Origin of the sequence: Phyllobacterium sp. NPDC097923 (assembly GCF_044760925.1) — a bacterium.
GTDB lineage: Bacteria > Pseudomonadota > Alphaproteobacteria > Rhizobiales > Rhizobiaceae > Phyllobacterium > Phyllobacterium calauticae.
In genome coordinates, this window is sequence record NZ_JBIWBL010000001.1 from 2,260,311 (window position 1) to 2,275,182 (window position 14,872).

Sequence of the window (14,872 nt, forward strand, 5' to 3'; positions counted from 1 at the left end):
ATCAAGCTACCTTCTCTGCGTCAAAAGCCATCGCCGCCGCCTGCATCGCCATGGCAGGCGCCAGCAAAAATCCATGCCGGTACAATCCGTTGATGCTGATCACCCGGCCATCCCGCTCGACGCGCGGAAAATTGTCCGCATAGGCCGGGCGCACGCCGACACCGGTCTCGATGATCGCTGCCTCGCCGAAGGCCGGATGCAGGCTGTAGGCGGCATTGAGCAGTTCCATCATCGACCGGGCGGTGACCGGCCCCGTCGCATCGCTTTCGATCATCGTCGCGCCGACCATGAAGAGGTGATCGGCGCGCGGGACGATGTAGACGGGAAAACGCGGATGGATCAGCCGGACAGGCCGGGCCAGCGCGATGTCGCGGGTTTGCAGGATGAGCATCTCACCGCGCACCCCGCGCAGATCCGGCTTGGCCGTGGAATAACCGGTGCAGTCGACAATGCGGTCGAATTTGCCCTCGTCCCGCTCGTTCTCAAAGCGAACGCCGGATGCGGCGAGCTTGGCCGCCAGGGCCGTCAGGGCGCGGCGCGGATCGAGATGCGCTTCGTCCCGGAAAAACAGCCCCCGGCGGAACCGCCCCGCAAGGTCGGGTTCGAGACTGCCCAGTTCCTGCGCGTCCACGCCGGCAAAACCCGAGGTGCGCGAGGCGAAGCGGTCCAATTCCCCGGCATCACGCGCTGGCGCCAGCACCAGCGTACCGTTGTGCACGACACGCCCCGGCAGGGCCGCCTCCCACCAGGAGGCAGCCTTCAATCCGAGTTCCAGCACCTGTTCATCGGCGCTTTCCCGCTCGCAATAGGGCGCAAGCATGCCGCCCGCATACCAGGAGGCGGTCGACGACGTGTCGCGGCGCGGGTCGAAGACGGTCACGTCTGCGCCCCGCGCCATCAGTTCATGTGCGGCGGTGAGCCCGGCCACGCCAGCGCCTTTGACAAGGATGCGCATCAGAAATCATCACCCCCGACCGGTATGGGCACGGCTGCTGATTTCAGCGGCATGTAGAGATCACCGCCCTGCCGGAATTTTTCCGCCATGGCCGACATGCCCTCCTTCTGCGCTTCGGCGCGGATATCGTGGGAAATCCGCATCGAACAGAATTTCGGTCCGCACATGGAGCAGAAATGCGCGACCTTGTGTGCCTCCTTCGGCAATGTCTCGTCGTGGAACAGTCGCGCCGTTTCGGGATCGAGCGACAGGTTGAACTGGTCTTCCCAGCGGAACTCGAAGCGCGCCCGCGACAGGGCATCGTCCCGCACCTGTGCCGCCGGATGGCCCTTGGCAAGGTCCGCCGCGTGGGCGGCGATCTTGTAGGTGATCACCCCGATCTTCACATCGTCGCGGTTGGGTAGGCCCAGATGTTCCTTCGGTGTGACATAGCAAAGCATGGCGGTGCCGAACCAGCCGATCATCGCCGCACCGATCCCCGACGTGATGTGATCATAGCCGGGCGCGATATCGGTGGTGAGCGGTCCCAGCGTATAGAACGGCGCCTCGCCGCAGACGGCAAGCTGCTTGTCCATGTTCGCCTTGATCTTGTGCATCGGCACGTGGCCGGGGCCCTCGATCATCACCTGGCAACCCTTGGCCCAGGCAATCTGCGTCAGTTCCCCCAGCGTCTCCAGCTCGGCAAACTGCGCAGCATCGTTCGCATCGGCAATGGAACCCGGCCGCAGCCCGTCACCCAGCGAGAAGCTGACATCATAGGCACGGCAGATATCGCAGATTTCCTCGAAATGCTCGTAGAGGAAACTTTCCCGGTGATGATGCAGGCACCACTTGGCCATGATCGAGCCGCCGCGCGACACGATGCCGGTGACACGGTCGACGGTCAGCGGGATGTAATGCAACCGAACACCCGCATGGATGGTGAAATAATCGACACCCTGCTCCGCCTGTTCGATCAGCGTGTCGCGATAGACCTCCCACGTCAGGTCCTCAGCGATGCCGCCGACCTTTTCCAGCGCCTGATAGAGCGGCACGGTGCCGATCGGCACGGGGGCGTTGCGGATGATCCATTCGCGGATATTGTGGATGTTGCGGCCGGTCGACAGGTCCATCACCGTGTCGGCACCCCAGCGGATGGCCCAGACCATTTTTTCCACTTCCTCAGCCATGGAGGAGGTCACTGCGGAATTGCCGATATTGGCATTGATCTTGACCAGGAAGTTGCGGCCGATGATCATCGGTTCAAGTTCGGGATGGTTGACATTGGCCGGAATGATCGCCCTGCCCCGGGCAATCTCCTCGCGGACGAATTCCGGTGTGACATAATCCGGCACCGACGCGCCGAAGGAATTGCCGTCGCGCTCCAGCTGCGCCCGCGCCGCGTCGCGGCCGAGGTTTTCACGGATCGCCACATATTCCATCTCCGGCGTGATGATCCCCGCCCGGGCATAGGCGAGCTGCGTCACGGCTTTATCGCCCTTCGCCCGCAATGGCCGGTTGCGTACCGGGAACTCCGGGGTCAGCCGTTCACCGGTGACGAAGCCATTGTCCTCCAGCCTGACGTGGCGGCCGTCATAGGCGGCAAGGTCGGCATGGCTGGCAAGCCAGCTTGCGCGGATGCGCGGCAGGCCCTTGGCGATGTCAATGGCAACATTGGCATCGGTATAGGGTCCGGACGCGTCGTACACCGTCACCGGCGGCTCGCCCGCCGTCGGGTGCACCGATATCTGGCGCAATGGCACGCGGATATCCGGATGGATATGGCCGGGTTTGTAAATTTTGATCGAGGCCGGCAGCGGTCCTGCCGAAACGGTTGGGGTAATTGCGGTCATCATCAGGCTCCTAAGCAATCAAGCGTGGAAACCCAGTTCTGTGCCGGAAGGATGAAAAGAGATTGCGAATCCGGATACGGATGTGCCGAGGCTGACTCGCATGACTTTCGCACCGTCCCTACGCCAGTATGAACTGGATCAGGTTCAACGGGTCACTGCGCTGCAAAAGCCAGCAGAATCTCAGCCCCTTGTCGGGACCCCCCTGGTGAATGTCTTGAATTGAACGCCCGATCCGCCATTTGTCAAGCGAATCGGTAAAATCGTGTGTGTAGCGCCCGGTCGATTCCAGGCGCCTTGACCGGATCAGGCGGCGCGCAGCGGCTTCAACGCATTGCTCCACTTGAGCAATTCGCCAATCATGGTGTTGGCGCTGGCGGTCACCAGTTCATTGGCCTGGAAGACGCCTTCATCGTTGATGAACTGCTGGTACGCCGGAACGGGAACGCCTTCGGGAATGGGAACCATCCGCAGGCCTGCGATGAGACCCTTGACCGATTCGACCGAGCGCAGGCCGCCCGACACGCCGCCATAGCTGACGAAGCCGACCGGCTTGTAGTTCCATTCCTGCCACAGATAGATGATCGCATTGGTCAGGGACGGCGGAGCGAAATAGTCATATTCCGGCGTCACGAACACGATCGCATCGCCCGCCTCGATCAGCGCGCTCCACTTTTTCGTGTGCGCATGCTCATACTTGCGGGCGCGCGGGTGGTTGGGCTCGTCGAAAACCGGCAGGTTGAGATCCGCCAGGTCAATCAGAACAGGCTCGAACTGGCCGTCCTGGCTGGCAAAATCATGGAACCACTTGGCAACCGGCTGACCGGCGCGGCCCGGACGGGTGCTGACGTGGACGATGTTGAGCTTGGGTGCCATTGAAAGGTCTCCATAAGGCTTGACGAGTATGGAGCATGCATAGGCGCGGCGTGATGCGGCGCACAAGAAGGCACTTTTTTGAAACTGGGTAATATCGATGTGAAGACGATAGTTATGGCGGAGTCTTCACAAAACGAAACCCGCTCCAGCATGGCTCGCTGTGCGGGTTCTGTCGCGTTTTGCAAGGACCGGAAACTCCGGTCATTGATTATCGGTTGTTGTTGAAATCGCTGGAAGCGGCACCTGGACGGGCAACGCGTTCTTTCTTCTTCGGACCAGGAAGCAGACCTTCACGCTGTGCCTGCTTGCGCGCTGCCTTGCGGGCGCGGCTGACGGCTTCAGCCTTTTCACGGACACGGCGCTCGGACGGCTTTTCAAATGCCTGGCGCGCCTTCATTTCGCGAAAGAGACCTTCGCGCTGCATCTTCTTTTTCAGGACCCGGAGGGCCTGTTCAACATTGTTATCACGGACGAGAACTTGCAATCGTTTTCCTTACCCATGCTTGTCTCGTCTTGCGGGCGTAAGCGTCACAATCAGACAAGCGTTTGATGAATTACCACAACGGCAATCCCGAGAAGCGCGGACTTTATTCATTCCCGCGCTAAAAATCCAGTGCACGGGAGCAGTTTTACTGACATCCACTTCATTTCATCCCGGCAAATTCAATATTTCCGCCGGGATGAACCTGTCGCTTTGCCAAATCCGCCGCATCGGACGGATTTCGGCAGGGAATCAGATGGCAGCGGTGATGATGATTTCGACGAGATAATCCGGGGTCGCCAGCTTGGCTTCGCCGGTGGCGCGCGCAGGCGTGTTGGCCGGATCGACCCAAGCATCCCAAACCGCATTCATTTCGGCAAAGTCCTTCATGTCGGCCATCCAGATGATCGCCTGCAGGATCTTGGACTTGTCGGAACCGGCTTCCTTCAACAGGCGCTCGACCGAAACCAGGACATCCTTGGTCTGCTCGGTGACGCTCTTGCCCGGTGTACCTACCTGCCCTGCGAGATAAACCGTGTTGCCATGGATAACGGCCTGGCTCATGCGTGGACCGACTTCAATACGACGAATGCTCATGGAAAGCTCCTCTAGCAGTTTGGGTAGATCGATATTGGACAGGCATATAAGAAAAAAGGGCCATTCGGCCCTGTTCAAGGCGTTATAGTTGGGGCCCGCCGGAAAGCAACAAAAATCATCGGTTCCGCCCACGGTTTTCGTTTGCCCCGCCCCCTGAAGCGAGCGGCCGCAAGGGTTTGGATCCTCCGTCCGCTGCACCATTGTTAACCATGGGAAAGCGGAGGCAAGGGATGCTGCGGAAACCGGCTGCTTCTGTCGCGATGTGTCTTGCGGGCTCAAGGCGCCGCTGCATACTCGACCATTCCATGGCTACTGCGCTGTTGATAGCGGAAGCGTCGGGCGGACCAGCCGCGAACCCTAGGAATTTGATTTTGTACTTGCGATATGATGCAATATTAAGCTTATCTATGATAACGTGCCCTACAATTCGACGGGAGTGATAAGTAATTGATATATCCATTCGTTGAAAACATAAGATATGGTGACCGATCTATACCATTCTGCATCGCCGATGAGATCGGATATCATTGGTATGTTGCAGTTGGCAACAATTATACTGGATTTCGCGAGCGTTGCATTTACTTGATCGAACCGGGATCGCATGTTGTTGACTGCGGCTCCCATCACGGATTGATGACTGTGCTATTCGGCCAGAAAGCGGGTCCCGCCGGCAGGGTGACCGCTTTTGACGCGCTGCCATTCAATGCGGGTGTCGTGCAGCGGAATGCCGAGCTGAACGGGCTGGCAAATGTGGTGACCCACGGCAAGGCCGTCGGGCAGAAAACGGGCACCCACAAGGTGTTGGCCCCGCACAGCAACGTCATCCTCAACGATATCAATGTGCATGCTCCCGATGGTGACCTGATTGTCGACGTCATCGCGCTGGACGATGCGGATTTGGGCAAGGTGGATTTTCTCAAGATCGACGTGGAAGGACACGAGGTTGCTGCCCTGAAGGGCGCCCGCGGCGTGTTGCAGCAGCTGCCGTTTCTCGACATCGAAATTCACAACTTCATGCAGGTCGACGCGCGTACCCACTGCTTTGCCATCATGGAAGCCTTGCCGGCCGGCGGATATCTTTTTTCCATCGACGAGGATCCCGAATGGCACGAGGCGCATGAGATCGACATGAATTACCTCATCGGCCTGCCCAACCCTCATCTTCTGGCCAAGCCAAAACAGCGGGTGCTCTAGAATCGCGGTAAAATGAGAAAACCCCAAGTCATTGATATGACCTGGGGTTCTGATTGGTGGGCACAGTAGGGATCGAACCTACGACCCGCTGATTAAGAGTCAGCTGCTCTACCAACTGAGCTATGTGCCCGTCAGCCGCTTTGACGACCGAAGGTGGGGGCTCTATAACGGGGCAAAACCGGCCTGTCCAGCCCTTCTTGAAAACTTTATGTCAGCTTTGAACAATAAGTTGTTTAAACAAAAAGCTGTCCCTCCGCCGTCTTGACCGCCGAACCGCCGATACGACCGCCGGCAAGCTTCTGGTCGGCGATATCCAGTTCCAGCCGCAATCGCGATGGACGGCCCATTTCCTGGCCCTGTTCCAGCCACAGCCGCAACAATCCGTCGAGCGGCTGGTCAAAATGCTGGATGGCGCCGGCAAAGGCCGCCGTGGCGGAACCCGTTGCCGGGTCCTCGTAGGTGCCCTCGTCGCTGACAAACATCCGCGCATGAAAATTGCTGTCGTGCAGCGTCGTTTCGCGGCAATAGACATAGACCGGCAGCTGGCGCCCGTCGATCACAGGCGCGGCCTTTTTCATGGCGTCCTGGTTGATTCGAATCCGCCCGGCAGCCGCCAGCCCGTGAATCGGGATCAGCAGGTAAGGCACGCCGGCATCCCAGACGGTCGGCACGTGATTCTCAAAGCCGATCTCCTTGGGTTCGAGACGCAGGGCATTGGCCAGCGCGATCCTGTCGGAATTGTACGGCACCTGTTCCGGCAGCTTGGGAAGATCGAATTCGGCAAATGCTCCCGCCTTGCTGAGTTTCACGCCGCAGCGGACGGGCCCGATCTTCTCTTCCAGAATGATCAGCGTTTCCTGATCGCTCGCCACATCGGGAAACCGGCTTTGCGCCAGGGCGATGGCGGACCCGACGGTCGGATGACCGGCGAACGGCATTTCGTAATCGGGCGTAAAAATCCTGATCTGCGCCGTATGGGCAGGATTGTCCGCCGGCAGGACGAACACCGTCTCTGACAGATTGAATTGCCCGGCAATCCGCTGCATGGCGGCATCGTCCAGCCCGGCTGCATCGTGCACAACCGCAAGGGGATTGCCCGTCAGGACCTTGTCGGTGAAAACATCATAGACTTGATAGTGCCGGCCGCTCATTTGCATACTCCTCGTCAAACCCTCGGCGAAAGTAGACACTGGAGAGAGCTGTTCAAGATAAACCTTGTGACGGTGACATTCCAGCCTGCAGGCCATGGGTTGCGTGGTTCACGGCCTGAAGTGCCAGTCGCCAAAGGTGGCGAAGGTACGCGGCGTCGCCTCCCCCATCTCGCCGGCCGCCGTAATGGCACAGACCCCCTCCAGTTCCGGATCGGCCTGGGCGGCAATGGTGGCGCGAATGGATGCGAGCAGTTCATCTCCGGTCTGCCGGAAATAATAACGCCGGAACACGGCAATGCTCCGCTCCACCCTGACGAGATAGGCCATGTCGTCCCGGCGCGATGCGGTGCCAAGATCGATGCCGGTTTCCTCGGCCACCTCGCGCTGGGCATTGCCGTCGAAATCCACCTGATCGCCCACGAGATCGCCCGCATCGAACGATCCAGCCGGGAAATACACCCGTCCCGCCGCCGATGTCGTGGCGCCCATCTGCCCGGCAATCAGCCTGTTGTCGGCCGATACCATGACCCCGACGCTGAAGATGTGCCAAGGCTTTGCAGCCGTGCGGTTGCGCTTCCAGTGCATCATCGTGGCAAAGGTGGTGCGCCTGTAAGCCGCGCGGAAAATACCGGCATCGATCCCTGCCTGTTCAGCCAGGAAGAACGAGCCGTCGAACAGCGTGGGATTGGCCGCCAGTTCCCGTGTCCAGTTTGCGACAATGTCAGCGCGATGCTGAACATCGTAGGCGAGAGGCCCCTCCTCCACGCGCACAATGGCCTGACGGATCGGGATGACGGCTGCTTCGGGAATGGTGTGCATGGGTCAGATGACGTTGAAGGTGACGGCAACGGGGCAGTGATCGCTTGCCTTGGGGCGGTCCCAGCCGATCCTGGGAAACAGCTCGACCTTCTGGTCCGGCGGGAAAATCGTGCGGTATGGCTGGCCGCGCCGGATGATGTCGGGCACAACCTTGCTGTTGGTTCTGGCCAATGCGGGCGACGCGAGGATGTAATCGAGCTGGCACAGGTGGCGCTCCTCCGGGCCGCGCGTATGGTACAGCGTCCAGCGATCCATCACCGGACGGCGTTCCACCAGATTTTCGCAGAACCCGCCGTCCAGCAGCACGTCGACGCTGCTCGTCGCCTCGCGCACCGGATCGAATGTGTATCCGGCCAGCGAATCGCCGCCAATGACAATGCGTTCGCGATAATCGTTGAAATCGCCGCAGATCACCCAATGCTTGCTGGCCGAACCGCCGCTATCGGCAAACCGGTCCTCGATGATCCGCCGCACCGCCTTGGCTTCGGCCACGCGCACCGGCATGGAGGCGGTGCGCCCGTCCAGCCCGTTGCGCGGCGGCCCCATGGATTTGAAATGGCTGACAAACAGCGTGAGCGGCCGCCCGCCGATACGCACGTCGATCTCCAGGCAGTCGCGCTTGAAAATGCGCTCATGCGGCTCAAGCCCAAGCGCCGCGATTTCGGCGTTGTACAGACCGAAATCATTGTAGGTCACATGGGCATGGCTGGTCATTTCGATGAATTCGATCGGCTCGCCGTGCCGGGTCTGGTCGCGCATCAGCACCGCCACGTCGATGCCGCGGCTGTCATTGCCTTCCAGCATGTATTTGTGCCGGTAGCCCTCGCCGACCATCTTGAAGAGATAGCCGAACTCGAAGGCATTCAGTGCACCGATATTGTCGACTTCCTGCAGGCAGAGAATATCCGCATGCGTTTCGGCGATGGCAAGCGCCGTCAACTGGCGCGTGTCGTCCGCATGGGCGATGGCCCGCGCCTGTTCCAGCTGCCGGTACTGTTCCTCGTCATTGATCTGGAACAGCTGCAGCGTCCGGTCCTTGTTCAGATTGTTCTTGAAGCCGGAGAAATCAAACCTGTTCATCAGATTTTCGACGTTGAATGTGGCGATGCGTACAGACATTCACATACCCTGAATTATGAAACCGACAGTCGAAGCAGGACGTTGTTGTGAACCTAGCCTGATTGCCGCACTACAACCAGTGGTCCGATTCTGACATTTGCATTCCTTTGATACAGGCCATTCAGGCAAATGTCAGAATCAAAGGACCACTGGCAACCATATAACTCTAGTGGAACTTTGAATTTGACATTCGCATGCACCGCGCGATGTCAAATGCGACGCGAATGTCAAATTCGTTCCACTAGTGCCGAAACCGTTACCGCAGGGATTTCCGCTTGGCGGTGGCGGCGGGGTGCGTAAAGGCCTATATTAGGGAAAACAGCATGGACATGACGATGATGAAGACCCTGATCACAGCCCTCGCCGCCTTTGGCCTTGCCCTGACCCTCGGTCTCGGCGCCGCGTCTGCGCAGGTCCAGCCCTATCGTCCGGCCCCGCGCGGCAATGATCCGGTTCCACTGCAGCCGCTGATTCTCGGCACCGACAGCCCGGCCAACCTTGCCGGGCCCAATTGCACGGGCTCGGCGCGGTGCAACGATTTCCGCACCCGCCGGCCCATCATCTCGCCGACGACCCGCACCCAGGCGCAGATCTGCCAGGACCGCTATCAATCCTACCGTGCCTTCGACAATACCTACCAGCCCCTGAGCGGGCCGCGCCGCACCTGCACGCTGCAATGAAAAAAGGCCGATAGATCGCTCTATCGGCCTGATTCCTGGAAAGGTCGAAGACCTTAGTTCTTGGCTTTGTCGACCAGCTTGTTGCTGCCGATCCATGGCATCATGCCGCGCAGCTTTTCACCGACTTCTTCGATCTGGTGCTTGTCGTTGTTGCGGCGGATAGCCTTGAAGCGCGATGCGCCGGCCTTGTATTCCTGCATCCAGTCGGAGGTGAACTTGCCGGTCTGGATGTCGGTCAGGACACGCTTCATCTCGGCCTTTGTTTCGGCAGTGATGATGCGTGGGCCGGAGACATATTCGCCCCACTCGGCCGTGTTGGAGATCGAGTAGTTCATGTTGGCGATGCCGCCTTCATAGATCAGGTCGACGATCAGCTTTACTTCGTGCAGGCATTCGAAATAGGCCATTTCAGGCGCATAGCCGCCTTCAACCAGCGTTTCGAAGCCGGCGCGGATCAGTTCAACGAGGCCGCCGCACAGAACAACCTGCTCACCGAACAGATCGGTTTCGCACTCTTCGCGGAAATTGGTTTCGATGACGCCCGAACGGCCGCCGCCGACGCCGCAGGCATAGGACAGCGCGAGGTCATGCGCATTGCCCGAGGCATCCTGATGGATGGCGATGAGGCAGGGAACGCCGCCGCCCTTCTGGTATTCGCCGCGAACCGTGTGGCCGGGGCCCTTCGGTGCGATCATGACAACGTCAACGGTCTTCTTCGGCTCGATCAGGCCGAAATGCACATTGAGGCCGTGGGCAAAAGCGATGGCAGCGCCGTCGCGGATGTTGTCGGCGATGTGATCCCTGTAGATGTCGGCCTGCAGTTCGTCCGGCGTCGCCATCATCATCAGGTCGGCCCATTTTGCCGCTTCGGCAACGCTGACGACCTGGAAGCCGTCGGCTTCGGCCTTCTTGGCGGTGGCAGAGCCCGGACGCAGGGCAATGCGCACGTCCTTGGCACCGGAGTCCTTCAGGTTCAGCGCATGGGCGCGGCCCTGCGAACCGTATCCGATAATGGCAACCTTCTTCGACTTGATCAGGTTGATGTCTGCATCGCGGTCATAATATACGCGCATTGATTTCTTCCCTTCAGCGTTGCGTACAGCGGCCTTAAGCGGCCCCGTTGGTATGAGCTCCGTACAGAGCGAAAAACTGCTGTGTCGCGCGCCGGGCCTCGCCGTCGATTGCCACATCAGTCAACTCGAACCGGTCGCCAAGCAGCAACCGGATTTGCACATCCCGGACGACCAGTCCGAAAAAGGTGCGAAATGCTTCTTCCGTATCGTCGAATGCCAGCAGTCCGGCTTCACGCCCGACCTCGAGCAGCGGCATCAGGCGGCGCGCCATGGCAAACGGCCCGTTCTCCAGGACGATGGCGCCGAGATCGCGCTTGTCGCTGCCCGCATGGCTGACAGCCACGCGGTTGAGCGCCACGGAAATCTTGCCGGAGAGAACGCGCAGCCAGTCCGACGCAAAGCGTTCCAGCCCGCTGGTCAGCGACGAAAGATCAAGTCCGTCGCGCCTGACCGTGACGCCGCGCACCTTCGACGCCTGCCACTGAACCGTCGCGGTCAGGAGCCCGTCCCGGTCGCCGAACCATTTGTAGAGGGTTTCCTTCGAACAGCTGGCGCGGCGCGCCACGCTGGTCATCGTCAGCGCGTCCCCCGCCTCCACCAGCAGGCCAAGCGCCGCATCGAGAACGTCGCGCTGACGCTCTGTCAATGGGCTGTCACTGGCTTCCGCAGCAGATTGCACGAGGCTTCTTCCATTCGCTTTCACGGCTTCACTTGCCGTACCGTACGTTACGGTTCGGTTCTAGAGCCATGAAAATCGTTTGGCAAGTGGGGATGAAAAAGATTTCTAGAACCAGGCTTTTTCCTGCAAACCGATTGGCCGGAACGGGTCGATAAGAGTACCCGATACCATCGATGCCAGAAGCTGCGGCGCCGGCGGAATACGCGCCACGGTTGGAACCACCCAATCGCGTGCAAAGGGCAGCAGGGTCGAATCCGACTGGTAGAACGGGGTGAATGCCCGCGACAGGGCCTGGAAGCCGCGCACATGCGTCCGGCGGGAGGCGGCATAGGCGGACAGCGCCGCATCGAGCTCCGTGGATGTGGCAAGGGCATGGGCAAGTGCCCGCGCATCCAGCAGCGCCATGTTGGCGCCCTGCCCCAGCTGCGGGCTGGTGGAGTGGGCCGCATCGCCGATGACGGCGAGGTGACGCCCGGCGGGCATGGCCAGCGTATGGTGGCCATAACGCGCCAGCGTCATATCGTCGAAACCGCCGATCTGATCGGTATAGGCCGAGCATTCCGGCCAGAGCGACAGCACCCGGTCCTTCCAGCTTTCGATCCCCGCAGCGCGCAGAGCCTCCGCTTCATCCGGCTTTGTGCTCCAGAAGAACGCCGCCATGTCATCGCCGCCCACGTCGGTCCTGCCAATCGGCAGAACGCCGATCATCACGCCAGCCCTACGGTAGCGCTGCAGCAGCGAACGCGTGTCAAACCCCTCCCCGCGCCATTTCAGCGATATCCAGAAGGCGCCGTATGTCAGTGGCTCCGGTTCGCAGGGATGGATGGCAAACTGCTTGAGCCGCGAGCGCGAGCCGCTGGCATCGACGACCAGATCGAAGGTGCCGATGCTGCGGCCGGTACTGGTCATCAGCCATGCCCGGCCGTTGCCCGTGTCCATCGTGACGACGTCGACATTGGTCTTGATATCGATACGCGCCTGCAACACCGCCTGATACAGCACATCGAACAGGGCGGCGCGATGCACGGCAATGCCGTAGCGACCGCTTTTCAGTGCCGCATACTGGACATCCAGCACCGCCCGCCCGGACAGGGCATCGGCGCCGTAGAGTCGGTCGATCCGGTTGCCGAGCCCGGAAATGCTGTCGAACAGCCCGAGATCATCAAGCACCGTCAGGCCGGTGGGTTGCAGGATGAGGCCGGAGCCGAGAGGCGAAGGGGCGGCAAACCGTTCGAGCAGTTTGACATCATGCCCGGCGCGATGAAGATAGAGCGCGGCGGCGAGCCCCGCGGGCCCTGCACCGACAATGGCAATCCGCTGTTTTTTCAATCTGACCCTGCCCGTTTTCTGCTACGGGCATACAGACGCGATGCGGGTCTTTCAACCCGATATCGCGTCTCGCCGGTTCAGATGTTTACCTGTGTTCCGATTTCCACGACGCGGCCGGTCGGAATCTGGAAATATTCCGTGGCATCGCTGGCGGTGCGCGCCAGCGCGATGAACAGGCGGTCCTGCCAATGCGGCATTTCCGAACGGGCCGATGCCTTCAGCGAGCGGCGCGACAGGAAGAAGGACGTGGTCATGATGTCGAACTTCCAGCCCTGCTTGCGGCAGATCGCCAGCGTGCGCGGAATGTTCGGGCGCTCCATATAGCCGAAGGTCAGCGTGACGCGCATGAACAGGTCGTTGATCGGCTCGATCTTGACCCGCTCGCTCTTCTTGACCAGCGGCGACGGCGCGGTGATGACCGTCAGGATCACATTGTTCTGGTGCAGCACCTTGTAATGTTTCAGGCTGTGCATCAGGGCTGTCGGGGTGCTCTTGGGATCGCCTGTCAGGAACACGGCGGTTCCCGGCACCAGCGGCGGCGGGTTCTGCGCCATCTTCTTCGAGATCAGATCGAGCGGCACTTCGCCCTTGCGGGTCTTTTCGAACAGCTGACGGCTGCCGCGGACCCAGGTGAACATCACCAGGATGATGAGGAATGCCACCACGAGGGAAGCCCAGCCGCCATCGACAACCTTGATCAGGTTGGCGCTGACGAATGTCAGGTCAACGATGATGAAGCCGACGGTCAGGCTGACGGCCACCCAAAGGCGCCACTTCCAGATGCGGCTCATGACGATGAACAGCAGGATCGTCGTCACCAGCATGTTGCCGGTCACGGCAATGCCGTAGGCCGAGGCCAGGTTGGTCGAGCGCTCGAAGCCAAGGACGAGCAGGACAACCACGAGGCCGAGCAGCATGTTGACCCGCGGCAGGTAAACCTGGCCGGACTGCTTCTCGGAGGTGTGTTCGATGTTGAGGCGCGGCAGGAGATTGAGCTGCACCGCCTGGCGCGACAGCGAATAGGCGCCCGAGATAACCGCCTGACTGGCGATGACGGTGGCCGCCGTGGCCAGAAGCACCATCGGCAGCAATGCCCAATGCGGGAACATCTCGAAGAACGGGTTTTTGGCCGACTCGCCATGCGCCAGAATGAAGGCGCCCTGACCGAAATAGTTCAGGAGCAGACAGGGGAAGACGACCCAGACCCAGGCCGTGGCAATCGGCTTGCGGCCGAAATGGCCGAGATCCGCATAGAGCGCTTCCGCACCGGTCACCGCCAGGAACACCGTGCCGATGGTCGGGAACGCCGTTGCCGGGTTTTCGAGGATGTAATCCACCGCGTAATACGGGTTGGCGGCGGCAAAAATGCTGATATCGTCGAACAGGTGCCATGCACCGAAAAAGCCGATGGCCAGAAACCACAACAGGGTGATCGGGCCGAAAATCGTGGCAACGCGCGCCGTCCCGAAACGCTGGACGGAAAACAGCGTCAGCAGGATGACCAGCGTGATGGGCACCACGAAGGGTTCCAGCGACGGAGTGACGATCTCCAGACCTTCAACCGCCGACAGCACCGAAATGGCCGGGGTGATCACCGCATCGCCGTAAAACAGCGACGCACCGACAATGCCGAGACCGAGAATGAGCTGTGGCCGGGATTTGAAACTCGAGCGCGCCAGCGCCATCAGCGACAGGATACCGCCCTCGCCGTCATTGTCGGCGCGCAGCACGAAAAAAACATATTTGATGGTGACGATCAGGGTCAGCGCCCAGAAGATCATGGAGACAACACCGAGAATATCGGTCCTGCTCAGGAATCCGTCGAGCGATGCGGCATGAAGCGCTTCGCGAAAGGCGTAGATCGGGCTTGTCCCGATGTCGCCATAGACAACGCCGAGGGCGCCTAGCACAAGAACCGGAAATGCTTCTTTGTGATGCGGTTCCGGTTCATAGGCGGCGGTACCGTTTAAACAGTTCTCGTCGCCAACTTGCTGGTCACTCATACAGGTTTTCCCTCGCTCCGACAGCGTGGGCGGACGAGTTAGTCGTGTTGCACCGCAATATCAATCGCCATTTTAACATAGCTGTCA

Annotated in this window: 14 protein-coding genes, 1 tRNA gene and 1 riboswitch; of the genes, 2 read left to right on the forward strand and 13 right to left on the reverse strand. The window is 60.2% G+C overall.

What is annotated here, in order from left to right:
- Position 1: 1 nt before the first annotated feature.
- From thiO to ACIQWS_RS11435, 5 genes are all read right to left on the reverse strand, one after another.
- Positions 2-955 carry a glycine oxidase ThiO gene (gene thiO, locus ACIQWS_RS11415; RefSeq protein WP_403176688.1) on the reverse strand — a complete coding sequence of 318 codons (954 nt, stop codon included), beginning with the start codon at positions 953-955 and terminating at the stop codon, positions 2-4.
- The gene (gene thiC / locus ACIQWS_RS11420) at positions 955-2,787 is read right to left on the reverse strand and encodes a phosphomethylpyrimidine synthase ThiC (protein WP_403176694.1); all 1,833 of its coding nucleotides are present in this window, start codon (positions 2,785-2,787) and stop codon (positions 955-957) included. The genes thiO and thiC overlap by 1 nt, the downstream gene beginning before the upstream one ends.
- A 97-nt stretch (positions 2,788-2,884) precedes the next feature.
- Positions 2,885-3,001, reverse strand: a riboswitch (TPP riboswitch).
- Between the two features lie 89 nt (positions 3,002-3,090).
- Positions 3,091-3,660, reverse strand: a complete 570-nt coding sequence (locus ACIQWS_RS11425) for an NAD(P)H-dependent oxidoreductase (protein WP_346305905.1) — start codon at positions 3,658-3,660, stop codon at positions 3,091-3,093.
- Positions 3,661-3,868: 208 nt separating this feature from the next.
- Positions 3,869-4,144 carry a 30S ribosomal protein S21 gene (gene rpsU, locus ACIQWS_RS11430; protein WP_105732257.1) on the reverse strand — a complete coding sequence of 92 codons (276 nt, stop codon included), beginning with the start codon at positions 4,142-4,144 and terminating at the stop codon, positions 3,869-3,871.
- Positions 4,145-4,393: 249 nt separating this feature from the next.
- Complete coding sequence (locus ACIQWS_RS11435) at positions 4,394-4,738, reverse strand: RidA family protein (protein ID WP_403176701.1); 345 nt, start codon at positions 4,736-4,738, stop codon at positions 4,394-4,396.
- Positions 4,739-5,320: 582 nt separating this feature from the next.
- Between ACIQWS_RS11435 and ACIQWS_RS11440 the strand changes: the two genes are divergently transcribed.
- Positions 5,321-5,932, forward strand: coding sequence for an FkbM family methyltransferase (locus tag ACIQWS_RS11440; RefSeq protein ID WP_403176704.1), 612 nt, complete (start codon positions 5,321-5,323; stop codon positions 5,930-5,932).
- Between the two features lie 54 nt (positions 5,933-5,986).
- Here the strand turns inward: ACIQWS_RS11440 and ACIQWS_RS11445 are convergent.
- From ACIQWS_RS11445 to ACIQWS_RS11460, 4 genes are all read right to left on the reverse strand, one after another.
- Positions 5,987-6,062, reverse strand: a tRNA-Lys gene (locus ACIQWS_RS11445).
- 103 nt (positions 6,063-6,165) lie between these two features.
- Positions 6,166-7,083 (reverse strand): PhzF family phenazine biosynthesis protein, encoded by a 918-nt coding sequence (locus ACIQWS_RS11450; RefSeq protein WP_403176709.1) that lies wholly within the window; start codon positions 7,081-7,083, stop codon positions 6,166-6,168.
- A 108-nt stretch (positions 7,084-7,191) separates the two neighbouring features.
- Positions 7,192-7,902 carry an NUDIX hydrolase gene (locus tag ACIQWS_RS11455; RefSeq protein ID WP_403176711.1) on the reverse strand — a complete coding sequence of 237 codons (711 nt, stop codon included), beginning with the start codon at positions 7,900-7,902 and terminating at the stop codon, positions 7,192-7,194.
- 3 nt (positions 7,903-7,905) lie between these two features.
- On the reverse strand, positions 7,906-9,021 hold the full coding sequence (locus ACIQWS_RS11460) for an endonuclease/exonuclease/phosphatase family protein (protein WP_403176715.1): 1,116 nt from the start codon (positions 9,019-9,021) through the stop codon (positions 7,906-7,908).
- A gap of 323 nt (positions 9,022-9,344) precedes the next feature.
- On the opposite strand from ACIQWS_RS11460, the gene ACIQWS_RS11465 reads away from it, so the two are divergent.
- Entirely contained in the window at positions 9,345-9,701 is a 357-nt protein-coding gene (locus tag ACIQWS_RS11465) for a BA14K family protein (protein ID WP_346306240.1), read from the forward strand.
- Positions 9,702-9,754: 53 nt separating this feature from the next.
- Here the strand turns inward: ACIQWS_RS11465 and ilvC are convergent, their stop codons facing one another.
- The 4 genes from ilvC to ACIQWS_RS11485 all read right to left on the reverse strand — a co-directional run bounded on the left by ilvC (position 9,755) and on the right by ACIQWS_RS11485 (position 14,785).
- The gene (gene ilvC, locus ACIQWS_RS11470) at positions 9,755-10,774 is read right to left on the reverse strand and encodes a ketol-acid reductoisomerase (protein WP_188343638.1); all 1,020 of its coding nucleotides are present in this window, start codon (positions 10,772-10,774) and stop codon (positions 9,755-9,757) included.
- A gap of 34 nt (positions 10,775-10,808) precedes the next feature.
- The gene (locus ACIQWS_RS11475; protein ID WP_346306242.1) at positions 10,809-11,453 is read right to left on the reverse strand and encodes a TetR/AcrR family transcriptional regulator C-terminal domain-containing protein; all 645 of its coding nucleotides are present in this window, start codon (positions 11,451-11,453) and stop codon (positions 10,809-10,811) included.
- Between the two features lie 105 nt (positions 11,454-11,558).
- Positions 11,559-12,782, reverse strand: coding sequence for an FAD-dependent oxidoreductase (locus ACIQWS_RS11480; RefSeq protein ID WP_403176726.1), 1,224 nt, complete (start codon positions 12,780-12,782; stop codon positions 11,559-11,561).
- Between the two features lie 77 nt (positions 12,783-12,859).
- Positions 12,860-14,785 (reverse strand): potassium transporter Kup, encoded by a 1,926-nt coding sequence (locus tag ACIQWS_RS11485; protein ID WP_223612784.1) that lies wholly within the window; start codon positions 14,783-14,785, stop codon positions 12,860-12,862.
- Positions 14,786-14,872: the final 87 nt, after the last annotated feature.